The 21,639-nt window shown below is 68.4% G+C and carries 21 protein-coding genes; 3 read left to right on the top strand and 18 right to left on the bottom strand.

What is annotated here, in order from left to right; genetic code table 11:
* Positions 1 to 25 precede the first annotated feature (25 nt).
* The 10 genes from ASD69_RS02390 to ASD69_RS02345 form a co-directional block, all read right to left on the bottom strand.
* Positions 26 to 1,195 carry a S1 family peptidase gene (locus ASD69_RS02390; RefSeq protein ID WP_056173524.1) on the bottom strand — a complete coding sequence of 390 codons (1,170 nt, stop codon included), beginning with the start codon at positions 1,193 to 1,195 and terminating at the stop codon, positions 26 to 28.
* Between the two features lie 448 nt (positions 1,196 to 1,643).
* Positions 1,644 to 2,849 carry a S1 family peptidase gene (locus ASD69_RS02385; protein ID WP_157498918.1) on the bottom strand — a complete coding sequence of 402 codons (1,206 nt, stop codon included), beginning with the start codon at positions 2,847 to 2,849 and terminating at the stop codon, positions 1,644 to 1,646.
* Positions 2,850 to 3,281: 432 nt separating this feature from the next.
* Complete coding sequence (locus ASD69_RS02380; protein WP_056173518.1) at positions 3,282 to 3,740, bottom strand: L,D-transpeptidase family protein; 459 nt, start codon at positions 3,738 to 3,740, stop codon at positions 3,282 to 3,284.
* Between the two features lie 71 nt (positions 3,741 to 3,811).
* Positions 3,812 to 5,449 (bottom strand): acyl-CoA dehydrogenase family protein, encoded by a 1,638-nt coding sequence (locus tag ASD69_RS02375; RefSeq protein WP_157498916.1) that lies wholly within the window; start codon positions 5,447 to 5,449, stop codon positions 3,812 to 3,814.
* Between the two features lie 74 nt (positions 5,450 to 5,523).
* The gene (locus tag ASD69_RS02370; protein WP_056173517.1) at positions 5,524 to 6,765 is read right to left on the bottom strand and encodes an NAD(P)/FAD-dependent oxidoreductase; all 1,242 of its coding nucleotides are present in this window, start codon (positions 6,763 to 6,765) and stop codon (positions 5,524 to 5,526) included.
* Between the two features lie 121 nt (positions 6,766 to 6,886).
* Positions 6,887 to 7,093: a cold-shock protein gene (locus ASD69_RS02365; RefSeq protein WP_056176409.1), complete on the bottom strand. Its 207-nt coding sequence runs from the start codon at positions 7,091 to 7,093 to the stop codon at positions 6,887 to 6,889.
* 192 nt (positions 7,094 to 7,285) lie between these two features.
* Positions 7,286 to 8,059 carry an S-methyl-5'-thioinosine phosphorylase gene (locus ASD69_RS02360; protein WP_056173514.1) on the bottom strand — a complete coding sequence of 258 codons (774 nt, stop codon included), beginning with the start codon at positions 8,057 to 8,059 and terminating at the stop codon, positions 7,286 to 7,288.
* A 1-nt stretch (position 8,060) separates the two neighbouring features.
* Positions 8,061 to 8,630, bottom strand: coding sequence for a hypoxanthine-guanine phosphoribosyltransferase (locus tag ASD69_RS02355; protein WP_056173511.1), 570 nt, complete (start codon positions 8,628 to 8,630; stop codon positions 8,061 to 8,063).
* A complete protein-coding gene (nagZ, locus tag ASD69_RS02350) occupies positions 8,630 to 9,625 on the bottom strand; it encodes a beta-N-acetylhexosaminidase (protein ID WP_056173508.1) in 996 nt (331 codons plus the stop codon). Before nagZ ends, ASD69_RS02355 begins: the two co-directional genes overlap by 1 nt.
* A 271-nt stretch (positions 9,626 to 9,896) precedes the next feature.
* Positions 9,897 to 10,412, bottom strand: coding sequence for a CYTH domain-containing protein (locus ASD69_RS02345; RefSeq protein WP_056173507.1), 516 nt, complete (start codon positions 10,410 to 10,412; stop codon positions 9,897 to 9,899).
* A 21-nt stretch (positions 10,413 to 10,433) separates the two neighbouring features.
* On the opposite strand from ASD69_RS02345, the gene ASD69_RS21650 reads away from it, so the two are divergent.
* Both ASD69_RS21650 and ASD69_RS02340 read left to right on the top strand, forming a co-directional pair.
* Entirely contained in the window at positions 10,434 to 10,769 is a 336-nt protein-coding gene (locus tag ASD69_RS21650) for a hypothetical protein (RefSeq protein ID WP_157498914.1), read from the top strand.
* A gap of 633 nt (positions 10,770 to 11,402) precedes the next feature.
* On the top strand, positions 11,403 to 12,734 hold the full coding sequence (locus ASD69_RS02340) for a S8 family serine peptidase (protein ID WP_235567128.1): 1,332 nt from the start codon (positions 11,403 to 11,405) through the stop codon (positions 12,732 to 12,734).
* A 98-nt stretch (positions 12,735 to 12,832) separates the two neighbouring features.
* Here ASD69_RS02340 and rlmD read toward each other — a convergent pair whose 3' ends face one another.
* The 3 genes from rlmD to ASD69_RS02325 form a co-directional block, all read right to left on the bottom strand.
* A complete protein-coding gene (gene rlmD, locus ASD69_RS02335; protein WP_056173500.1) occupies positions 12,833 to 14,188 on the bottom strand; it encodes a 23S rRNA (uracil(1939)-C(5))-methyltransferase RlmD in 1,356 nt (451 codons plus the stop codon).
* Between the two features lie 146 nt (positions 14,189 to 14,334).
* Positions 14,335 to 14,940, bottom strand: a complete 606-nt coding sequence (locus ASD69_RS02330) for a YdbL family protein (RefSeq protein WP_056173498.1) — start codon at positions 14,938 to 14,940, stop codon at positions 14,335 to 14,337.
* A gap of 35 nt (positions 14,941 to 14,975) precedes the next feature.
* Positions 14,976 to 17,015, bottom strand: coding sequence for a hypothetical protein (locus ASD69_RS02325; protein ID WP_056173495.1), 2,040 nt, complete (start codon positions 17,013 to 17,015; stop codon positions 14,976 to 14,978).
* A gap of 46 nt (positions 17,016 to 17,061) precedes the next feature.
* Between ASD69_RS02325 and ASD69_RS02320 the strand changes: the two genes are divergently transcribed.
* Positions 17,062 to 17,799: a response regulator gene (locus ASD69_RS02320; protein ID WP_056176405.1), complete on the top strand. Its 738-nt coding sequence runs from the start codon at positions 17,062 to 17,064 to the stop codon at positions 17,797 to 17,799.
* An 83-nt stretch (positions 17,800 to 17,882) separates the two neighbouring features.
* Here ASD69_RS02320 and recO read toward each other — a convergent pair whose 3' ends face one another.
* The 5 genes from recO to lepB all read right to left on the bottom strand — a co-directional run bounded on the left by recO (position 17,883) and on the right by lepB (position 21,578).
* On the bottom strand, positions 17,883 to 18,644 hold the full coding sequence (gene recO, locus ASD69_RS02315) for a DNA repair protein RecO (RefSeq protein ID WP_056173492.1): 762 nt from the start codon (positions 18,642 to 18,644) through the stop codon (positions 17,883 to 17,885).
* Between the two features lie 94 nt (positions 18,645 to 18,738).
* Positions 18,739 to 19,635 (bottom strand): GTPase Era, encoded by an 897-nt coding sequence (gene era, locus ASD69_RS02310; protein ID WP_056173489.1) that lies wholly within the window; start codon positions 19,633 to 19,635, stop codon positions 18,739 to 18,741.
* A gap of 54 nt (positions 19,636 to 19,689) precedes the next feature.
* On the bottom strand, positions 19,690 to 20,358 hold the full coding sequence (rnc, locus tag ASD69_RS02305; RefSeq protein WP_235567167.1) for a ribonuclease III: 669 nt from the start codon (positions 20,356 to 20,358) through the stop codon (positions 19,690 to 19,692).
* A complete protein-coding gene (locus ASD69_RS02300; RefSeq protein ID WP_056173483.1) occupies positions 20,345 to 20,728 on the bottom strand; it encodes a DUF4845 domain-containing protein in 384 nt (127 codons plus the stop codon). The genes rnc and ASD69_RS02300 overlap by 14 nt, the downstream gene beginning before the upstream one ends.
* A 64-nt stretch (positions 20,729 to 20,792) precedes the next feature.
* Positions 20,793 to 21,578: a signal peptidase I gene (lepB, locus tag ASD69_RS02295; protein WP_056173480.1), complete on the bottom strand. Its 786-nt coding sequence runs from the start codon at positions 21,576 to 21,578 to the stop codon at positions 20,793 to 20,795.
* Positions 21,579 to 21,639 lie beyond the last annotated feature (61 nt).

Raw genomic sequence — 21,639 nt, 5'->3', positions numbered from 1 at the left:
CCGGGTCGGTTGCGCTGACGAACGCTTACTGCGTCAGCAGGGTCAAGCCGTACTGGCTGAGGATCGGCGTCAGGCGTTCGAAGAACGTCACCCGCTGCGCCTGCGGTACGCTGCAGTTGTTGGTGCTGCCCTGCGGAATCTGCCCGCCCGAACTCACGCCCTGGGCCTGCCCGGCCGTGGTGATCCAGGAGCCGCCGGAGTCGCCGCCGCCGATGCAGGCGTTGGAGCGCGTCAGGCCGCGCACCGTGCCCTCGGCGTAATTCACGGTGACGTTCTTGGCGGTGATGGTGCCGCAGCGATAGCCGGTGGTGCGGCCCGACCGGCAGACCGCCGCGCCGGTCGCCGCCTCGGTGCTGCCGCGCACGATCACGTTGCCGCCGGCGTAATTGCTGACCTGCGGCTGCAGCGTATGCGTGGAGCCGACCTGGACCCAGGCGCGATCCGTGCCCGGGAAGTTGGATTGCGCGAACGAGCCCACCACCGCGCCGCCCACCCGCACCGTCGCGCCCGCCGAACCGCAATGGCCGGCGGTGACGAAACCCTTGGTCGCGCCGCGCGTGACCGAGAAGCCGACCGAGCACAGGTACTGGTTGTTGATGGTGTATTCGATGCCGCCGCGAATGGTCGCGGTCAGACGCGGTTCGCCCACCGATTCGACGAACCGCACGACACCGGCGTCGGCGCCGCTGGCCGCGACCAGGTCCACCGCCTCGTCGGTCGCGCCTGGCGCCACCGCGATCACCACCGAGTTGCTCTTCGGATCGACGTACCACGAATGCACGCCGCCGTAGAGCTTGCTGATTCCCAGCACGCGCTGTTGGGCGCCGCCGTCGAGCCGGTCCATCGCCGACTGCAGCCGTCCCAGGCTGTAGCGCACGCGCCGCACTTCGGCGCCGGCCACCGGTGAGGCGTCCGCGCCTGCGGTGGCGACGACGAAGGCGAACGAGCCGTCGCTCTTTTGTTCGATCCAACTGCCGGCATAGCCCGCGCCGAAGCGGCGTTGCGCGACGGCAGCCTGCTGTTCGGCGATGCGTTCGGTCTTCAGGTATTGCGACCACTGCGCCGGCATCACGCCCAGGTCGCGCTGCAGAACCGACTTCAGGACCGGATCGGTCGGGTCTGCGGCGATGGCACTGAATGCCGCGCTGGCGATGGCGAGCGAGAGCAGGCAGCGACGTACGTTGGTACCTTGCATGGCGAATTTCTCCTTGAGTGAGCGTATGCGCTCGGGGACGGCCCGGGGTGGGCCGCGGCGCCGCGTATCGGCGGCGGCCTGAACTCGGGCGCGTTCCGTGCCACGACGTGAGAACAGGCCTGCTCAAGGAAGCAAAGCCGCGCGTCCACGGCAATCGGCATGCACAGGCCGGGATCACAGCGGAAGCTTGAATCGAATCACAAGACCGCAACGCTCCCGCGCGACGTTCATCGCGGTGAAGGTCGCGTCACGACGGACATACGCGCGTAAGGACGCACGCCAACCGACCCAGCCGAGTCGCACGGCAACGACGCTGCGGGCGGAATATCCCAACCAATCGGGCGGCTCATGCGGGCGCGACCGGAGCAGCTAAAGCGTTCGAAGAAACATCGCGACCGCGAACGCTCCACGGGCGGGAGCGTTCGTGGTCGCTTGCGCTACTGGGCGCTTACTGCGTCACGAGAGTCAAGCCGTACTGGCTCAGGATCGGATTCAAACGCTCGAACCAGCTGACCCGCTGCGAAGCCGAAATGTTGCAATTGCTGTCGGTGCCGTCGTCCGCAAGCTCGCCGCCCGAGCTCACGCCCTGGCCTTGACCGGCGGTGGTGATCCAGGAGCCGCCGGAATCGCCGCGCCCCACGCAGGCATTGCCCTGGCTCAGGCCGCGCACGGTCAGGATCGAGCCGTCGTCCATTTGGTAGTTCACGGTGACGTTCTTGGCCGTGATCGTGCCGCAGCGATATTGAGTGGTACGACCGGAGCGGCACACCGCAGCGCCGATCGCGGCTTCGGTGCTGCCGCGCACCGAGACGTAGCCGCCGGCATAGTTGGTGACCTGACCCACCAAGGTGTGGCTGTTGCCGACCGTCACCCAGGCGCGGTCGTTGCCCGGAAAATGCGACTGCGTGAACGAACCCACGGTGGCGCCGCCGATCCGCACCGTCTGGCCCTGCCCGCCGCAATGGCCCGCGGTCGCGAAGCCCTTGACGCTACCGCGCGTCACCGGGAAGCCCACCGAGCACAGGAAGGTGCCGCCCGAGGTCGGCATCTGATACTCGATGCCACCGCGGATGGTCGCGGCCAGGCGCGGCACGGTCGCGGATTGCACAACCCGCACCGTCGAGGCGTCGGCGCCGCTGGCTGCGACGAAATCGATCGCCTGGTCGAGCGCGTCCGGTGCGGCGCTCACCACGACCGAATTGGTGGTCGGGTCCACGTACCAGGAATGCACGCCGGTCATCGGCTTGCTGATGCCCGGGATGCGACGCTGCGCGCTGGCGTCCAGCGAGGACATCGCCGACCGCAAGGCGCTCAGGCTGTGACGCACGCGACGCACTTCGACGCCGGGCGCAGCAAGCACCTTGCCCGCGCCGGAGGTCGCGGCGACCGCGGCGAAGCTGCCGTCCGCGCGACGCTCGATCCAGCTACCCGCGAAGCCGGCGCCGAGTTTCCGCTCCATCGCCTGGGCCTGACCCTCGGCCAGGCGCTCGGCCTTCTGGTGCTGCGCCAGCTGATGCGGCGCCACGCCCAGGTCGCGTTGCATGGCCAGCTTCAGGCCCGGATCGAGCTCCTCGGCGGCCATGGCGTGGCCCGATAGCGCGGCGGAAGCGACGACCAACGACAACAATGAACGACCTACCTTGGATCCCTTCATGACGACTTCCTCATTTGACGAGCGATTGCTCGTAGCGTGGACGACCCGTTCGGATCGGTGGATCGAAGCGACGCGGCGCGTCGCATCGGCCGTCTGCCGTCGAATGCTCGTTAGGTACGATTCGTTGGCAGGCGCGTCCACGACAACAGAGCCGCGAACGGCGCAACAAGCCGCACGCATCGACTCGGTCCGCATAAAAGTTGGAAGCGGATCACAGGAATGGATATGCGTATGCGATGTCGCGCATCGTCGGATGCGATCGATGGGGATGCCGGAAAACTCGAGCGAAAATCGCGCGCGTCATGCGGGCGCAGCGACGAACGCAACCGATACTTGCGCTGCTACACGCGCGCGGCACTTTGTGGGTGATACGACCGCATTTCGATAGCGCCGATTGCTGCGTTTGCAGGCACTATCGGCTCGAAATCGCGTTCATGGCTGGATGCGGATCGGCGTGCCCGTCGGTACTCGACGCCAGATTTCCTCGATCTCGCCGTCGCTGACCGCGGCGCAGCCGTCGGTCCAGTCTTCGCGCCACCAGCGTGCGCTGCCGCCGTGGATCATGATGTCGCCGCCGGGGTCGACGCCGTGCTCGCGCGCCCACCGACGATCGCGCTCGTTCGGATACGACACCCGCAACGACAGATGGAAGGCGCTGTTGGGATTGCGATCGCTGATGCGGTACTCGCCCTCGGGGGTACGCTCGTCGCCTCGCCGCCGCTTGTGGCCCTGCGGCGCGTCGCCCAGGTCGATGCGGTACCGGCCGATCACCCGGCCCTCGCGCAGCAGCTCCATGCGGCGCTCGGACTTGTCGATCACGATGCGGTCGGCGCGCTGCGCGGACGGCAGCAGGGCCGGCGCGTTCGCGCCCGTACGCGCAACCGGCGCCATGCGGTCGTCGTCCTAGGCGCAACCCGCTGTCGCCAACAACGCAAGCCACAACGACGTCCGCAGCGGCAGGTTCATTCCGGCAGCGCCCGCCGCAGGATCGCCGCGTAGTCGACATCGCCCGGCAGGGTGCCGAAAGCCAGACCGTGCGCGCCGCCCAGTCGGCTGCGGCAGAAGGCTTCGGCGCAGGGGCTGCGCGCGTCCAATAGCACGCCGGCTTGCATCGCCAGCGCGAGGCGCTCGACCCAGTGCCGTGCCTGACCTTCCTCGATGCGCACGCGGCCGTCCAGCACCGGTTCGAGTTCGGCGATGCGCGCATCCAGCGCCGCGTCGGCACCGAGGTGGCCGCGCAACGCGTTGAGCACCGCATGCCCCGCCTCCGGCTCGCGCGCCAGCGCGCGCAGCACGTCCAGGCATTGGATGTTGCCGCTGCCTTCCCAAATCGAATTCAGCGGCGCCTGCCGGTACAGCCGCGGCAGCAGCGACTCCTCGACGTAACCGGCGCCGCCCAGGCACTCCTGGGCCTCGTTGACGAAGGCCGGGGCGCGCTTGCAGATCCAGTACTTGCCCACCGCCGTAGCGATGCGCGCGTACGCGGCCTCCCCGGCATCCAGCGACGCACGATCGACCGCGCGCGCGACCCGCAACGAGAACTGCAACGCCGCCTCGGCCTCGATCGCCAGGTCGGCCAGCACGTTGCGCATCAGCGCGTGCTCAACCAGAAGCTTTCCGAACGTCTGCCGATGGCGCGCATGATGCAGCGCCTGCGCCAACGCCATGCGCATCTCGGCGGCCGAGCCCAGCATGCAATCCAGACGGGTCAGCATCACCATCTCGATGATGGTGGCCACGCCGCGGCCCTCGTCGCCGATGCGCTGGGCCCAGGCGCCCTCGAACTCGACCTCGGACGAGGCGTTGGACCAGTCGCCCAGCTTGTCCTTGAGCCGCATCAGATGCAGCGCATTGCGGCTGCCGTCGGGACGCCAGCGCGGCAGCAGGAAGCAGCTCAGCCCGGCCGGCGCTTGCGCCAACACCAGGAACGCATCCGACATCGGCGCCGAGAAGAACCACTTGTGCCCGACCAGCCGGTACTCGTCGCCGGACAGCGGCGTGGCCACGGTCTGATTCGCGCGCACGTCCGAGCCACCCTGCTTCTCGGTCATGCCCATGCCCAGGGTCACGCCGGCCTTGTCGCGCATCGGCAGGTCGCGGCCATCGTAGTGCGGCGCGGCGGCCTTGCGCGCCCACTCCGCCAGCGCGGGCGCATGGCGCAGCACCGGCATCGCCGCGTGGGTCATGGTCAGCGGACAACTCGTGCCCGGTTCGACCTGATGGTGCAGGTAACTGAGCGCAGCGCGCGCCACATGCGCGCCGGCGCCGCCGTGATGCCAGGAGTAGCCGGCCACGCCATGCTCGATCGCGGCCTGCATCAGGGCGTGATAGTTGGGATGAAACTCGACCAGGTCGATGCGCTGGCCATAGCGGTCGTGGCTGCGCAGACGCGGCCGATCGCGGTGGGCGTCGAAGCTGAGCGCATACAGCGCGTCGCCGGCCAAGGCCGCATACGCCGAGAGCCGGGCGACGTGGTCGCCGCCGCCCTCGCGCGCGACCGCGTCGCGCAAGGCCGCGTCGTCGCGCCATAGATCGCGCGGCGCGAACGGCGGCGGTTGATTCTCGACCCGGTGGGTCGCGAACGGCGGCAGCTCGGACATCGTCGACTCCCTGCGAACGGCGCGAGCTTCGATTCTAGAGCGTCCGGCGCGCCGATCGCGACCGCCGCGCTCGCTCAGGGCTGCTCGCCCATGCGCTGCTCCAGCGCCTCCAGGAAGGTCGGCGCCAACGGCAGCGCGCCGAACCAGCCGCTGCGCAGGCCGGTGAGCACGCGCAGCATCTGCCCGCGCCCGCCCGGCACCCGCGACATCGGATGGAACACCCGGTCGCGCAGCGCGGCGATGCGGTCGTAATCGGACTGGAACAGCGGCGTGAGCCAGCGACTCCAGAAGTGATAGACGCCTACGTGCTTGCGGCGCTGACTCTGGTAGTGCGCCAGAGCGTGCGGAATGTCCGGTTGCGTGCGCAGTGCGTCGCGCAGCGCCAGCGCATCCAGCAGCGCCATGTTCACGCCCTGCCCCAGTTGCGGGCTCATGGCGTGCGCGGCGTCGCCCAGCAACACCGCGCGATCGCGATGCCAGCGCCGCGCGACCGCGTCGCGATAGCGCGCCTGCGCCAGTCCCTGCGGCACGGCGGTGTCGCGCAGGCGCGCGGCCGCCTCCGGCCACACCGCCGCGACCGCGCCGCGCCAGGCGCTCTCGTCCCGTACCGCGTCGCTGTCCAAGGCCGCGACCGGCAGGCTCCAGAAGAAGCTCAAGCGTTCGCTGGCGTCGCCAGGCCGGCTGCCGACCGGCAGCATGCCGATCATGCGGCGCGCGCCGACATAGCGCTGGCGCAGTTCGTCCTGCCAGGCCCAATCGCCGCGCTCGACCAGACACCATTGCGCGCCCCAGGGATAGGGGCGGTCCAGCGCGGGCACTGCCACGCCCGCACGCAGCAGCGAGGCCGCGCCGTTGGCGACGACGATCAGGTCGTAGGGCCCGTGCTCGTCGCCGCCGGCGTCGCGCAGCAGGCCGCGCGGGTGATCGAGGGCGACGATGTCGCGGCCGCAGTGCACGCGCCGGCCCTCGTCCCAGGCCTGGTCCAGCAGGGCGAACAGCGCGCCGCGCTGCAGTCCCAGGCCGAAATAGCGCGGGTGCAATTCGCGATAGCGCATGTCCATCACCGCGCGCCCGGCCACGGTCTCGCCGTACAGACGTCGCACGCGCGCGCCGTAGCGCAGCGCGGCGTCGAGCAAGCCCAGTTCCCACAGCACGCCCAATCCAGTGGGCTGGAGCAGGAAGCCCGCGCCTACCGGGCCGAGCACCGGTGCGCGCTCGAACACTTCGACATCGTGGCCGTCGCGACTGAGCAGCAAGGCGGCGGCTTGGCCGCCGCTGCCGTAGCCGACGATGCCGATGCGCAACGGGGTACTCATGCGCGACTCCTAAGCGCATGGCGCCAAGAAAAAAGCCCCGCCGTAGCGGGGCCTGGAACACAGACCGGGCCGGATCGCGGCTGCGAGCAGCGCATCCGCAAGCGTCGACCCAGCAAATCGATCACGCCGCGGGCGTCACTTCGGACGCCTGCGCGCCCTTCGGTCCTTGGGTCAGCTGGTAGCTGACGCGCTGGCCTTCCTGCAGGCTGCGAAATCCCTTCGCAACGATGGCGGAGAAGTGGACGAATACATCGGCGCTGCCGTCTTCGGGCGAGATGAAGCCGAAGCCCTTGGCGTCGTTGAACCATTTCACGGTGCCGTACTGCATATCCTTATTGACCTCATGCTGGATGCGTTTGTCGTGCGCCATCGCGTCGGGGCGACCGAGACGCATCGCGAGTATATGCAAACTGAACAGGATGATGACAAGCATCTGGCGGACGAATACGGAGGTCGCGACGCAGGAAACCGCGACGCAATGGCCGACTGACGCTGAGCGTCAGAAAAACTGCGATGCAGATCACTTTGCCAGCAGTGTCGCCAGCAATTTCGGCAGTTCCGCGGTCGCCGCGGCGACATGATCGAGCACGTCCTGCAGCGTGATTATTTCGTCCGGATCGGGCCCGGCGCCGGCGGCCCAGTTGGCGACGATGGCCAGGCAGGCGTAATCCAGGCCCAGCTCGCGCGCCAGTCCGGCCTCGGGCATGCCGGTCATGCCGACCAGATCGCAGCCGTCGCGACGCATGCGCGCGATCTCGGCGCGCGTCTCCAGACGCGGTCCCTGGGTGGCGCCGTAGCAACCCTCCCCGACCATCGCGACGCCGGCCTCGCGCGCGGCCGCTATCACCGCCTGGCGCAGGCTGCGCGTATACGGCTCGCCGAAATCCACGTGCAGCACTTCGCCGCCGCCGCGGCCTTCGGCATCAACTTCGCACAGGGTCGATATGCGTCCCCAGGTGTAGTCGATCAGCTGATCCGGACAGGCCAGCACGCGCGGGCCGAAACGTTCGGTGATGCCGCCGACGGTGTTGAGCGCCAGCACGCGCTGCGCGCCCAGCGCCTGCAGGGCGGCGAGATTGGCGCGGTAGTTGATCGCGTGCGGAGGCAGCGAATGGCCTTCGCCGTGGCGGGCCAGGAACGCGACCCGACGCCCGCCCAGCGTGCCGATCCGGATCGGACCGGACGGCGCGCCGTAGCGCGTGAGCGGCTGATGGGTTTCCACGTCCGCCAGCTCGGCCAGCTTGTACAGGCCGGTGCCGCCGATGACGGCCAGATCGATGCTTGCCTCGCCCATCTCAGTCCTTCAATGCGTAGATCGCGGGCAGGTTGCGGCCCTGCTCGTGGTAGTCCATGCCGTAACCGAACACGTAACGGTCCGGCACTTCGATGCCGACGTAATCCGCGCAGATGCCCGGCACGCAGCGATCGTGGGCCTTGACCGCGAGCGCGGCGATGCGCACTTCGCTCGCGCCCTGCTCGCGACACCATTCGCGGATCGCATGCAGGGTGTGGCCCTCGTCGAGGATGTCGTCGGCCAGCAGCACGCGACGCCCGCTCAGCGCGGTCGCCGGACGATGCTTCCAGACCAGCTCGCCGCCTGAGGTCGCGCCGCGATAACGAGTGGCGTGCAGGTAGTCGAATTCCAGATCCAGGCCGCGCTCGCCCAGTTCCATCGCCAACTGCGCCGCGAACGGCAGGCCGCCATGCATCACGGTCAGATAGACCGGCCGCTCGCCGGCGTAGTCGGCGCGGATGCCGTCGGCCATGCGCGCGATCGCCTGCTCCAGGGTTTTGCGGTCGAACAGCAGATCGGCGTTGCGCAGCGCCGCGGCCAGATCGGCGCCGTTGCCGGTTTTTGCGCTCATCAGGCCAGGCCCTCGACGCGACCGCGGCTGTCGCCGTACCGCTGATCGGCGATCAGGCCGTCCCAACCCATCGCGCCGCGGCCGATCAGGCCGGTCAGCGCCATGGTGTTGAGCTTGCGGCCGGCGACCGCGGCCAAGGATTCGTCGACCAGGTTCGGATGGCAGACCAGCACCACGTCGCAGCCCGCGTCCAGGTGCGCGTCGATGCGCGCCTTGACGCCGCCGACCGAGAACGCGGCGGCCATGCCGATGTCGTCGCTGAAGACCACGCCGCGGAAGCCCATGTCCTTGCGCAGGATCTCCTCGATCCAGCGCGGCGAATAGCCGGCCGGTTCCGGCGCGATCTCCGGATAGACCACGTGCGCCATCATCACCGCATCGGCCTTGGCCTCGATGCCGGCGACGAACGGAATCAGATCGGTCGCGCGCATCTCGTCCAGGCTGCGGCGATCGACGGCGTTGTCGAAATGGGTGTCCTCGAGCACCGAGCCGTGGCCCGGGAAATGCTTGAGCGTCGCGGCCATGCCGGCCGCATGCATGCCACGCACGTAGGCGCGGGTGAATTCGGCGACGATCCGCGGATCGGCGTCGAAGGCGCGATCGCCGATGGCGCGATTGCCGCGCCCCAGATCGACCACCGGCGCGAAGCTGAGGTCGACCCCGCTGGCCTGCACTTCCTGCGCCATCAGCCAGGCGTGTTCCTCGGCCAGCTTGAGCGCGGCGGCGGGATCGCTCGCGTAGCGGCGCCCGAACCCTTCCAGCGCCGGCAGCGCGCTGTAGCCCTCGCGGAAGCGCTGCACGCGCCCGCCTTCCTGGTCCACGCAGATCAGCTGCGGACGCGGCGCGGCCTCGCGGATCGCGGCCGACAGTTCGGCGACCTGCGCCTTGGACGCGAAGTTGCGGGTGAACAGGATCACGCCGGCGCAGGCATCGTGCTGCAACCAGTCGCGCTCTTGCGCGGTGAGTTCGGTACCGGCGACGCCGATCACGAGCATGCGGGGACTCCTAGCGGGTATGGCTGCGCTGACTGCGCGGGGCCATTGTCTCGCAGAAGCCGCTACAGGCGTAGCCCGGGGCCCCTGCGGGCGCGGCGGCGGCGGTTTCGGGGCGTTTCACGAAATGGCAACGATGGCTGGATCCGGCTTTGCGCCTGGAGAGCGTCGCTCTGAACCCGCCGGCCAGCGGACAGCCCGCCGGCGTTCAATCGCGCACGAACCTGCGGTTCCTAAACACACACCCTCCCCTGTCCAAAGAGGGAGGCCAAATTCAGGGCGCCTGGCCGGAGCGCTCGTCGGCGCTCCAGTCGGCGTAGGGGCGCGTGGCCAGGGCCAGGTTGTAGTAGCGCGCCGCGTCGGTCACCTCGCGGCCCAGCCAGTCCGGGCGAGCATAGGCCTCGTCGGCGTGCTGGAGCTCCAGTTCGGCCACCACCAGCCCGGCGTTGTCGCCCAGAAACTCATCGACCTCCCACAGGTGACCCTGGTGCTCGACGTAGTGGCGACGCTTGTCGATCGTGCCGCCGGTGCACAAGGCCATCAGCGCGCGCGCATCGGCGACCGGAATCGGGTAATCGAACTCCTGCCGGGTATGACCCAGCTCGCGCGACTTCAAGTTCAGATACGCCGCATCGCCCGCGATGCGCACCCGCACCGACGCCTTCATCGCACCGCTGTCGAGGATCGCCAGATCGTTGAGATACCCCTGCGCCATCGGCACGACTTCACGCGCCGCGGCGCGCCAGCCGTCACCCGAGACCAGGAATTTGCGTTCGATTTCGATACCCATGCATGCCCCGTAGCGCCGGCCATGACCGCACAGCCGTCTTGTTCAAATCAGACCGCGCAACGATACCGTCAATCGGCCCAACCGTCGCCCCAATCGGCCATTGCCATTGCCATTGCCATTGCCATTGCCGTTGCCATTGCCGTTGCCATTGCCGTTGCCGTTGCCGTTGCCGTTGCCGCGGCATTGAAATCCAAAAGCAACGCACTCACTCGACCACCCGTAGACCCGAAGGGCGGCGCGCAGGACGCGCGCCGTTTTTCGAATGGACAGGGACGTCCATTCGAAAAATCCCCGCGCCAGCTCCGAACCCGCAGGGGAGGTTTGGTCACGCTAGCCCTTCTCTTTGGTTACTTTTGACCGAAGGGAATCCAGGCGGACTCTTGGGCTAGCAAGAGAAAGTGACCCGCATGCGCAGCAGGCGGAAGCCTTTGACCTTCGGCCAGAAAAGACGAAAGCAAAGTAACAGCAAATCCTCCCCAACCCTCCTTTTACAAAGGAGGGAGCTAAGAGCAAGAGCCTGCCGGCGCTCAGCCGTGCACGAACCTGCGGTTCGTAAGCCGCACGGCTTCACCCTTTTCCAAAGGAGGGAGCCAGGAGCAAGAACCCGCTTGCGCTCAGCCGTGCACGAATCTGCGGCTCGTAAACGCACGATTTCGCCCGCAAATGAAGAAGCCAGGGTCTAAAAGCTCACCCGCGACACTTCCGCGCCCTTAGCCCCGCCCAGACGCGATCGCGGCAGCCCGGACCTGGCCAGAATTTTTATGAATAGCCGCACATAAGAGCGATTTTGATCCTCAATGGCACTCTTAATGTGCCTACTTGGCAGCAATCCCAGCTTGCCGCGGCATTACGCGCTGCGATGCAGCAAGCATCCTCGGATTTTCCCGCTACATTCGCCCGCAGCCGCCCACTGCCTGGGCGGTCTTACCGGGGGTCTTTAGCCTTATGAACAAGCGTATCCGCGTCGGTTTGATCGCAGGCGCAGTAGCCATGGCACTGGGAACATCCTTCGTCGCGCAAGCGGGCGGACGGCCCGATCTGGCGCTGAAAGGTTTGAAGGAAGGTCGCGCGCACGCGAGCGGCGAATTGCTGGTGAAGTACCGCGACGGCGCCAATGCCGGCGCGAGCGATGCGGTACAGCGCGGCCTCGGCGCGCAGAAGGTGCAGACCGTGCGCCCCGGCAAGGGCGGGCGCGGCGAGCTGTCGCTGCTCAGACTGCCGGCCAACGTCGACCTCGCCGCCGCCGTGAGCGCGCTCAGCAACGACCCGGACGTCGAATACGCCGAGCCGAACTGGCTCCTGCACCACGATGCGTTCTCCAACGATACGTATTACACCAACGGCACCTTGTGGGGCATGTACGGCGACGTCGGCAGCCCCAACAACCAGTACGGCTCGCAGGCCTCGGAAGCCTGGAACACCGGCTCGACCGCATGCGGCAACGTGATCGTCGGCGTGATCGACGAAGGCATCTATTGGCAGCACGAGGATCTGGCCGCCAACATCTGGACCAATCCCTACGACGCCGCCGACGGCATCGACAACGACGGCAACGGTTTCGTCGACGACGTGCACGGCTGGGATTTCAACGGCAATACCAACGACATCAACTCCGGCGGCGCCAGCGACGATCACGGCACCCACGTCTCCGGCACCATCGCCGGCGTCGGCGGCAACGGCAAGGGCGTGGCCGGCGTGTGCTGGAGCGGCGTCAAGCTGATCAGCGCCAAGTTCCTCGGCCGCCGCAGCGGCAGCACCGCCGATGCCGTGCGCGCGATCGACTACTTCAACGACCTCAAGACCCGCCATGGCCTCAACATCGTGGCCACCAACAACTCCTGGGGCGGCGGTCCGTTCTCGCAATCGCTCAGCGATGCGATCGACCGCGCCGGTCAGGCCGACATCCTGTTCGTGGTGGCCGCCGGCAACGACAGCGTGAACTGCGAGGGCAACACCTCCGGCGCGTGCTACCCGGCCGCGTATCCGAACAGCAACATCCTGTCGGTGGCGGCGCTGCGCAACACCGGCGCCCTGGTTTACAACTACGGCGTCACCACGGTCGACATCGGCGCGCCCGGCTACGCGATTCCGTCGACGGTGCCGGTCAGCTCGAAGGGCAAGCTGGTGTCGGGCTACGCCAGCTACAACGGCACCTCGATGGCGACCCCGCACGTCACCGGCGCCGCCGCGCTCTACGCCTCGCGCCATCCCGGCTCGACGGCGCAGCAGATCAAGGCCGCGATCATGAACGCGGCCGTGCCCACGCCGTCGCTGAGCGGGAAGACGGTCACCGGCGGGCGTTTGGACGTCAGCGGGTTCTGAACCGCAGCAGCAACCCAGCGCGTTAGCGATACGGAAGAACCCGGCCTAGGCCGGGTTCTTTTTTGCGGAAAAGGCAGTGTCAGGCCACCGCTTAGGCATCAGGGCTCGAACAGCGCGATCGACTCCACATGCGCGGTGTGCGGAAACATGTCCATCACCCCCGCCGCGCGCAGCTTCCAGCCCTTCTCGCGCACGAGATAGCCGGCGTCGCGCGCCAGCGAAGCCGGATGGCAGCTCACGTAGACGATGCGCTTGAACTGCTTCAAGGGCAGCTGGGTCAGCACGAAATCGGCGCCCGAGCGCGGCGGATCCAGCAGCAGGCGGTCGAAGCCCTCGCGCATCCAGGCTTCGCCACTGAGGTCCTTGCCCAGATCGGCGGCATAGAACTGCGCATTGGTCAGTCCGTTGCGCTCGGCGTTCTCACGTGCGCGCTGGACCAAGCCCGCCTCGCCTTCCACGCCCACCACCTCGCGCACCTGGCGCGCCAGAGGCAGGGTGAAATTGCCCAGGCCCGCGAACAGATCCAGCACCCGGTCGTCCGGCTGCGGCGCCAGCAGGTCCAGCGCATGCTGAATCATGCGGCCATTGAGTCCGGCGTTGACCTGGATGAAGTCGAGCGGGCGGAACGCCAGCTCCAGATTCCACTCCGGCAGCGAGAACGCCAGACGCGGCTCGGCCGGCCATAGCGGATGCACGCTGTCGACGCCGCCGGGTTGCAGGAACACCGCGAACCGATGCTCGCGCGCGAACGCGACGATGGCCTCGCGGTCGGAGTCCGACAGCGGCGCCAGATGGCGGAAGGTCAGCGCCACGCCGCCGTGCGCGTTGTCGCCGTCGTCGAGCATGGCGTCGCCGGCGATGAACTCGATCTGCGGAATCTCGCGGCGCGCCTGCAGTCCATCGACCAGCGCCGCGAGCGCGGCGATCTTGTCGCCGATCGCGGGGATCACGGTCTCGCAGCGCACGATGTCGGCGACGAAACGCGGATCGGTCTCGCGGAAGCCGACCAGGGTCTTGTCCTTCTTCTCGACCCGACGCACCGAGAACCGGCCCTTGCGGCGGTAGCCCCAGGCCGAATCGGTGAGCGCGGGCAGCACTCGCTCGGGCGTGACGTGGCCGATGCGCTCGAGGTTTTCCAACAGCACGTTCTGCTTGGCCAGGATCTGCCGATCCTCGGCCATGTGCTGCAGGGCGCAGCCGCCGCAGGTGCCGAAATGCTGGCAGCGCGGCACCACGCGATCGGCCGAGGCTTCCAGCACCTCCAGCGTGACCGCTTCGTCGTAGCTGCGCGAGCGCGCGGTCTGCTTGGCCATCACGCGTTCGCCGGGCAAGGCGCCGGCGATGAACACCGCTTTGCCGTCCGGGCGCCGGGCGACGCCGCGGCCATCATGGGTGAGGCCGCCGATGGCGGCCTCGAAGGGGGTTTGATCGATGCGGGCCACAGCTGCTGGCAGGAATCAAAGGCCGCGCATTGTCGCAGAAAGGCCGGGATTAGGGATTCGAGATTCGGGATTCGGTTCAGGCGGCAACGCAGCGGCAAGCGATCCGTAGGAGGATTGAACCGAGACCTCGAGTGCCGAACCCCGAATTCCAGCCCCGATTACTTCTGCTTCCAGCCGCCGCCGGCGTCCTGGTACCACCAGCCGGCGCGGGCGCTGTCGGTCCACTGGCGCGCGAACACCTTGCGGATCTGCGGCTCCCATTCCGGATGGCCGTTGGCCACCGCGACCTCGCGGTAGACCGCGGCAGAGTCGCGGTTCTGGTCGGCCACCGCCTGGTTCACGCCGACCCGCTCGGCCAGCGGAATCTTGGCCGCGTCGCGCACGTCGATGCTGCCGTCGTTGCCGAAGCCGAGCGCGCCGGAATCGAAGTGCGCGCGCAGCTGACCGTCGAAACGGCCCTTCATGCGCGCCTGGATGGCCTGGATCGCCGGCGTCTTGATGGTGATGTCCGGCGAGGACTGCGCATAGGCGCTGCCGATGCCGACCAGCGACAGCCAGTCGATGCGCGGGCCCAGCGAGGCGCTCTGCCCGCCCGGCTTGGGCGCCGGAGCCGGCGTGGTGGCCGGCTGGGTGTCGTCGCCGATCACCTTTTCGACGAACTCCTTGGCCGCTTCCTTGGCCTCGGCGGCCGGGAAGTACACGTTGATCGTGACGCAGGCCGTGAGCATCACGGCGGCGACCGGCAAACCCATCCAACGGCGCATGTTCGTTTCCTTCTGAAGAATGTTCTACGACGGGATTATTCGACGACGGGTTTGACGTCGCCCTTGCCGACGGCTTCCAGCCGTTCCAGCAAGGTCGGCCAGTCGACCCGGCGGTTGATGCCGACCACGTCCAGCCGCGGCAGTCCCGCGCCCTGGACGATAATAAAGGCCTTGTCGCCTGAATCCTTACTGGCCGGGCCCAATCCGTCCATATGGCAGACCTCGTCGGCGAGCCGGCAGGAGATGCCCAGGCGCGCGTAGCCGAAGTCGTCGAAGAAGCCGATCAGCATGCCCTGCAGGCTGCCGACGAAGGAGGCGTCGCCCACGCTGGACAGGTCCTGGACCGCGCGCTGGCTGATGCGCTGGCGGACGCCGCGCTTACGCTCGGTGCGCAGGTGGGCGTCGAACGCGACCGGCTGCCAGTCGACCAGGCGCAGGGCGTCGATGCGGCCGTCGAGCTTGCCGGTGATGCTGCCGAAACCGAGCACGCCGGTCAGCGATTCCAGGTCCAGATCGTCCAGCGCGATGTCGGCCGAGAGCGTGGGCGCGACGCCGAACGGACGCTCCATCGCCAGCGAGGACACGCTCACGCTGCCGCCGAACAGCTGCATGGTCAGGCCGCCGTCGAAATCCAGGCGGTCGTTGGCGTAGTGCGCCTGCGGGATGCGCCCGCTGAGCTCGCCGCTGAAGGCCGGGCCGTCCACGGCCTTGGCGATGCGGCCGATGTCGAGCCGGTCCAGGCCCAGGCCGAAGCGGATGTCGAGCCCGTGTTCTCCCGCTGGCGGACGCAGGCGCAGGCCGTCGAAACTCACCTGCCCGCCCAGCATGGGGAAGCTCACCGTGCGTTGCAGGCGCAATTCGCCCGCGCCGCTGGTGAACGGCAGCTGCGCGGGGCCGAAGTCCAGGCCGTACAGCGCGCCACCGCTCCAGCTCAGCGCGCTGGCGACCGGCGCGTCGGCCGAGTAGCGCAGGTTGCCGGCCAGGCCGTCGAAACGGAAGCGGCCCTGCGGATCGTCGATCGCGGCGCTCTGCAGGCTGGCGTCGGCCGCATGCAGCTCGCCGCCGGCCACGCGCACGCGCGCCTGCATGGCGCCGCGCAGCTGCAACTGGCCCAGGCCGGCCAGGCCCAGGAAACCGGTGAGATAACCGTCGCGCAGGGGCGTCAGGTTCGCGCTGCGCAGATCCAGTTCCAGCGCGTCCAGGCCGGCGTCGGGCGTGAGCGCCGCGCGGCCTTCGGCGCTGAGCACGCCTTCGTCGCGCCACAGCAGGCGCGGCAGCTGCCAACCCTGCGCGCCCTGGCGCTGCGCGGTCAGCTCCACGGCGACCTCGCGTTGCTGCAACGACAGGTAGGCGTTGCCGAACAGCAATTCGCCGCCGCGCAGGCGGCCGTCCAGGTCGAAACGGGTGAGTTCGCCGAAGCGCGCGTCCAGGGCGAGTTCGGCGCCCAGGTGCTCGGCCGCGATCGTGCCGTCGGGCGTATCGAAGGCGCCGCCGCGCAGGCTGATCGGGCCGGCCACGCGCAGCGGTTGGCGCTCGGCGGCGGTGACGGTGAGGCGGGCGTCGAGCTCGCCGCCCTTGAAACGCGCCTCCGGCCAGGCCTGCGCGGCCAGGGCCTGGGTCCAGGCCAGCGGCACCCGGGTCAGATCGATCCGGGTCGCGTCGGGCGCGGCCGCATTGCGGTGCAGCGCGACCACCGCCGCGCCGCGCGACAGACGCGCGTCGGTGACCGCCACGCCCAAGTCCAACGCCAGCCGCAAGGGCGCGGCGCGCCCGGAGCGCAGCTCGCCCTCGCAACGCCAGCCGCCGCGACCGTCGCGCTGCAAGGGGCAGCGCCAGCTCACGTCGGCGAATCGGTAGCCCAGGTCGGGCGCGACCACGCTGGCCGCGCGCAGGCGCAACTCGCCCTGCGTCGCCTGTGCCGGCCAGTCCAGCGACACCTGCACCTCGCGCAAACTTGCGACGGCGGTCTCGATCCGGCCTATCTTCGCGTTCAGGCTGCGCGCGCCGGCGTCGCCGGCCAGGCAAAAACCCGGAAGCGACATCCACAGCAGCAGGCGTACTATCGGAGACGACATAGCCGGCAGCATAACCAGCGGAGCCCCCGACCCGATGGAACCGACGATGAATTCGCCGCGGATCCCCCGTTTGCTTCTGGTCGAAGACGATCCGACCAGCCGCGCCTTCCTCACCGCCGCCGCGCAGGCCCTGCCCGCCGACATCGACGGCGCCGACAGCGTCGCCGCCGCGGTCGCCCTGGGCAATGCGCAGAATTACGACCTGTGGCTGTTCGACGCCAATCTGCCCGACGGCAGCGGCATCGAACTGCTCGCACGCCTGCGCGCGCGCCATCCGCGCACGCCCGCGCTCGCGCACACCGCCGCGGCGGACGCCTCGGTGCTGGAAGGCCTGATCGCGGTCGGTTTCACCGAGGTGCTGGTGAAGCCCCTGCCCGCGGCGGCGGTACGCGCCGCGATCGCGCGCACGCTGGGCCTGGAAGGCCACGATCAGCGCGCGGTCGCCAGCGTGGCGACTGGCGCCAAGCGGCCGGTGTGGGACGACGAGGCGGCCGCCAGCGCGCTCAACGGCAACGTCGCGCACGTGGACACCTTGCGCGGCCTGTTCGTACAAGAGCTGCCGACCACCCACGAAGCCATCCTGGCCGCCGCCCATCGCGAGGACCTGGATACCGTGCGCACGGAACTGCACAAGCTGCGCGCGAGCTGCGGCTTCGTCGGCGCAGCGCGCCTGAGCGATGCGGTGCGGGCGCTGCAGAACGAGCCGGACTCGCGCGAGCGCCTGGCGCGTTTCGACGATGCGGTGCAGGACACGCTGGCGACTGGGTTGCCGGTGGAAAGCTAGATCGCGGCGAGTAGGGCATCGTCGCGCGAGCGACGATGCGGCTGGACTGCGGCTCAGCGCATCCTACGAACGGCGTGGTGGCGCTAGCCTTCGATGCCGTGTTCGCGCGTCGGTTTGGTACGCGGGGCGACGCGCGCCAGTTCCGTCAGCAATTCCCAGGACTTAAGCCCGCGCGGGCCGAGGTGGTGCGCGAGCACGCCGCGCATCGCCCGGCGCAGACCCGCCAGATCGTCGGCGCTGGGCAAACGGTCGTCGGCCAGGGCCAGCAGGGCCTGGCCGGTGGCCGCGCCGCTGCGGTCGGCGCGACCGCGATCGCTGAGCAGACGGCGCGGGCCGTGCTCGGGATCCAGGCGGTAGCGCGCGGCCGGGTCGATGGCCGCGCCGTCGCCGTCGTGGTGCCAGTCGAAACCGAAGCCCAGCGCGTCGAGCAAATCGCGTTCGAACCGGCGCAGGGTCCAACCCGGCGACACGTCGCCGCCCAAGCGCGCGCGCGCCTGCTCGTAGGCCGCGAACAGATCGGGCAGCGGATCGTTGCGCGGGGCCAGGCGCAGGGTCAGTTCGTTGAGATAGAAGCCGGCGAGCATGCCGTCGCCGGACAGGCGCGGCGCGGCGTCGAGCGCCTCGGCCGCGGTCAAGCGCGCAAGCTCGCCCATCTGCACCGCCTCGAAGCGGATCCATTGCAGCGGCTGCAGCGCTGCGCGCAGCAACTGCTTCTTCGCTCCCTGTACGCCGCGCGCGACCAGACCGATGCGGCCGTGGTTCTGGCTCAACACCTCGACCAGCAAGCTGGTCTCGCGCCAGGGGCGCGTGTGCAGGACGAAGGCGGGTTCGGCGGTGTAGCGCATGGGGCTAGGAGTGAGCGCAGAGAAGTGAGGAGTGAGAGGGAGCGAAGAGCATGCGCTTTGACTCGCTCCTCACTTCTGTGCACTCACTCCTGCTTCAATCGTGATACCCCAACGAGCGCAGCGCGGCCTCGTCGTCGGACCAGCCTTCGCGCACGCGCACCCAGGTTTCCAGGAATACCTTGGCGCCGAACAGACGCTCCATCTGGATGCGCGACTTGGAACCGATCTCGCGCAGGCGCTCGCCGCCCTTGCCGATCACGATCGCCTTCTGGCCGTCGCGCTCGACCCAGATCACCGCGCCGATGCGCAGCATGGTACCGTCGACTTCGAACTTCTCTACTTCCACCGTGGTCGCGTACGGCAGCTCTTCGCCGAGCTGTCGCATCAACTGCTCGCGCACCATTTCGCCGGCGAGGAAGCGCTGGCTCTTGTCGGTGATCTCGTCCTCACCGTACAGCGCGTCCTGCTCGGGCAGGTAGCCCAGCACGGTCTTGACCAGCGCCTCCAAGCCGTTGCGCTTGAGCGCGGAGATCGGATGCACGCCGGCGAATTCGCGGCCGTCGCTGATCTTGGCCAGATACGGCAGCAGCGCGGTCTTGTCCTTGAGCCGGTCGATCTGATTGACCACCAGCACCACCGGCATGCCGGCCTTGCGCAGCGCGTCGAAGGCCAGCGCGTCCTCGTCGTCCCACTGCCCCGCGCGCACCACCAGCAGGGCCACGTCGACGCCCTCGATCGCGCCGCGCGCGGCGCGGTTCATCATGCGGTTCATCGCGCGCTTCTGCTCGCGGTGGATGCCGGGGGTATCGACCAGCAGCAGCTGGCCTTCGGGAAAGGTGGCGATGCCGAGCAATTGATGCCGGGTGGTCTGCGGGCGCGGCGAGACGATGCTGACCTTGGCGCCGACCAGGGCGTTGACCAGGGTGGATTTGCCCACGTTGGGGCGGCCGATCACGGCTACGTGACCGGCGCGATAAGGGGATGCGTTCATGCGTGGATTGTCCGCGTGTGCGGGCCCGAGGGCAAACCGGCCGGCGGCCGGGATTCAGTAATTCGGGTCCAGTTGGCGCAGCGCGGCCTCGGCGGCCAGCTGCTCGGCGGCGCGGCGCGATCCGGCTTCGCCCTCGGTGGCGATCGGCGGCTGGGCGATGCTGCAGCTGACCCGGAAGCTCTTGGCGTGGTCCTCGCCGGACTCCGACAGCAGGGCGTACAGCGGCAGCGGTTTCTGCCGGCCCTGCAGCCACTCCTGCAAGCGGGTTTTGGCGTCCTTGCCGACCTTGTGCGGCGGCGGCAGCGCCGCCATCGCGGCCTCGAACCAGGGCAGCACGCGCGCCCGGCAGGCTTCGAAACCGGCGTCGAGGTAGATCGCGGCGACCACCGCTTCCAGCGCGTCGGCCAGGATGGAGTCGCGACGGTGGCCGCCCGACTTCATCTCGCCGGGGCCCAGGGTCAGGCGCGCGCCCAGTTCCAGGCTGCGTGCGATCGGCGCCAGCGCGGATTCGCGCACCAGCTCGGCGCGCGCGCGCGTGAGCGCGCCCTCGTCGGCCTGCGGCCAACGCACGTACAAGGCTTCGGCGACGATCAGATTGACCAGCGAGTCGCCGAGGAACTCCAGCCGCTCGTTATGCGGCGCACCGGCGCTGCGATGGGTCAGGGCCTGCTCGAGCAGGCCCGGATTCGCGAACCGGTGTTCGATGCGATCAGTCGGCACCACCGCTACCACGGACGATATCCTGCTTGGCCTCGAAACGGCCGACCACGTCGAGATTGGCGATCAGCGGACGCCGCACTTCATAACTCACCAGGATTTCGTAACCCGCGTCCTTGCGCTGGATCTTCACGTGCTCATGCTTCACGTTGTCTGCGTAGCTCACATACAGACGGCGGAAGAACAGATCCTCGATCTTCGCCGGATCGCGATCGGCGATGCCCGGCTCGGCCGCCAGGCTCGTCAGAGCCCGCTTGACCCCGTAATACTCGGTGTACATCGGGATCAGCTTCATGCCCATGTAGACGAATACACCGACCACCGCCAGCACGATGATGAACCCGATCAGGGTCATGCCGCTCTGATTACGCTTCATCCGATCATCCCCCGTCGTAAGACGCGATTTGTTGATTGTCACCCTACCGCGACGGCGGGTGCCGTCACGGAATACTGTTGCCGATACGCGAGAAATCCACGCCCCCATCGACGTTCATCCAGATCAGGAACGCCTTGCCCCTCAGGTTCCGCTCCGGCAGGAAGCCCCAGTATCGGCTGTCCTCGCTATTATCACGATTGTCGCCCATCACAAAATAGTGACCGGCCGGAACCACCCAATCGCCCTCTCCTTGATCGAGCAACGGCAAATTGGTCCGCTCCAGGACGCGGTGCTCGCGCCCGAGCAGATTCTCCGCCAGTTCCTGCGAGCCCGTCATCTCGGTGCCGTTGCCGTGCCCCTCGTAGGTGCCGATCGGGGTGTACTTCAGGACCTCGCCGTTCACCGTCACCTGATTGTCGTGATAGCTCACGCGGTCGCCGGGCAGGCCGACCACGCGCTTGATCCAGTCCTGCTCGGGGTGGTGCGGCGGCTTGAACACGACCACGTCGCCGCGCTTGGGCTCGCCCAGCGACACGACCTTCTGGTTGCTGATCGGCAGGCGCAGGCCGTAGGTGAACTTGTTGACCAGGATGAAATCGCCGGTCAGTAGGGTCGGCATCATCGAGTTCGAGGGAATCCGGAACGGCTCGGCGATGAAGCTGCGCAGCACCAGCACCACCAGCAGCACCGGAAAGAAGGCCTTGGAGTAGTCGACCAGGACCGGCTCCTTGCCGTCGTCCAGCAAGCCCTCGCGCGCGGCGCGGCGCTTGGCCAGGAACAGTTTGTCGAGCAGCCAGACGGCGCCCGAGAACAACGTCAGCGATACCAGTGCGATTTCAAACCAGCGCATGCAAGCTCCTTCGGAGCGGGGATTCGGGATTAGGGATTGGAGCTTGGGATAGCCAGGAAAC

It is taken from the genome of Lysobacter sp. Root604 (assembly GCF_001427505.1).
Classification (GTDB): domain Bacteria; phylum Pseudomonadota; class Gammaproteobacteria; order Xanthomonadales; family Xanthomonadaceae; genus Lysobacter.
The sequence above is the reverse complement of the archived record's forward strand: the minus strand, read 5'-3'. Positions and strand labels throughout refer to the sequence as shown.

What these genes read in the sequence shown, in the direction of transcription:
- ASD69_RS02390 (WP_056173524.1), bottom strand. Translation starts at nt 1,195, where the DNA reads ATGCAAGGTACCAACGTACGTCGCTGCCTGCTCTCGCTCGCCATCGCC.
- ASD69_RS02385 (WP_157498918.1), bottom strand. Translation starts at nt 2,849, where the DNA reads ATGAAGGGATCCAAGGTAGGTCGTTCATTGTTGTCGTTGGTCGTCGCT.
- ASD69_RS02380 (WP_056173518.1), bottom strand. Translation starts at nt 3,740, where the DNA reads ATGGCGCCGGTTGCGCGTACGGGCGCGAACGCGCCGGCCCTGCTGCCG.
- ASD69_RS02375 (WP_157498916.1), bottom strand. Translation starts at nt 5,449, where the DNA reads ATGTCCGAGCTGCCGCCGTTCGCGACCCACCGGGTCGAGAATCAACCG.
- ASD69_RS02370 (WP_056173517.1), bottom strand. Translation starts at nt 6,765, where the DNA reads ATGAGTACCCCGTTGCGCATCGGCATCGTCGGCTACGGCAGCGGCGGC.
- ASD69_RS02365 (WP_056176409.1), bottom strand. Translation starts at nt 7,093, where the DNA reads ATGCAGTACGGCACCGTGAAATGGTTCAACGACGCCAAGGGCTTCGGC.
- ASD69_RS02360 (WP_056173514.1), bottom strand. Translation starts at nt 8,059, where the DNA reads ATGGGCGAGGCAAGCATCGATCTGGCCGTCATCGGCGGCACCGGCCTG.
- ASD69_RS02355 (WP_056173511.1), bottom strand. Translation starts at nt 8,630, where the DNA reads ATGAGCGCAAAAACCGGCAACGGCGCCGATCTGGCCGCGGCGCTGCGC.
- nagZ (WP_056173508.1), bottom strand. Translation starts at nt 9,625, where the DNA reads ATGCTCGTGATCGGCGTCGCCGGTACCGAACTCACCGCGCAAGAGCGC.
- ASD69_RS02345 (WP_056173507.1), bottom strand. Translation starts at nt 10,412, where the DNA reads ATGGGTATCGAAATCGAACGCAAATTCCTGGTCTCGGGTGACGGCTGG.
- ASD69_RS21650 (WP_157498914.1), top strand. Translation starts at nt 10,434, where the DNA reads ATGACCGCACAGCCGTCTTGTTCAAATCAGACCGCGCAACGATACCGT.
- ASD69_RS02340 (WP_235567128.1), top strand. Translation starts at nt 11,403, where the DNA reads ATGGCACTGGGAACATCCTTCGTCGCGCAAGCGGGCGGACGGCCCGAT.
- ASD69_RS02330 (WP_056173498.1), bottom strand. Translation starts at nt 14,940, where the DNA reads ATGCGCCGTTGGATGGGTTTGCCGGTCGCCGCCGTGATGCTCACGGCC.
- ASD69_RS02325 (WP_056173495.1), bottom strand. Translation starts at nt 17,015, where the DNA reads ATGTCGTCTCCGATAGTACGCCTGCTGCTGTGGATGTCGCTTCCGGGT.
- ASD69_RS02320 (WP_056176405.1), top strand. Translation starts at nt 17,062, where the DNA reads ATGAATTCGCCGCGGATCCCCCGTTTGCTTCTGGTCGAAGACGATCCG.
- recO (WP_056173492.1), bottom strand. Translation starts at nt 18,644, where the DNA reads ATGCGCTACACCGCCGAACCCGCCTTCGTCCTGCACACGCGCCCCTGG.
- era (WP_056173489.1), bottom strand. Translation starts at nt 19,635, where the DNA reads ATGAACGCATCCCCTTATCGCGCCGGTCACGTAGCCGTGATCGGCCGC.
- ASD69_RS02300 (WP_056173483.1), bottom strand. Translation starts at nt 20,728, where the DNA reads ATGAAGCGTAATCAGAGCGGCATGACCCTGATCGGGTTCATCATCGTG.
- lepB (WP_056173480.1), bottom strand. Translation starts at nt 21,578, where the DNA reads ATGCGCTGGTTTGAAATCGCACTGGTATCGCTGACGTTGTTCTCGGGC.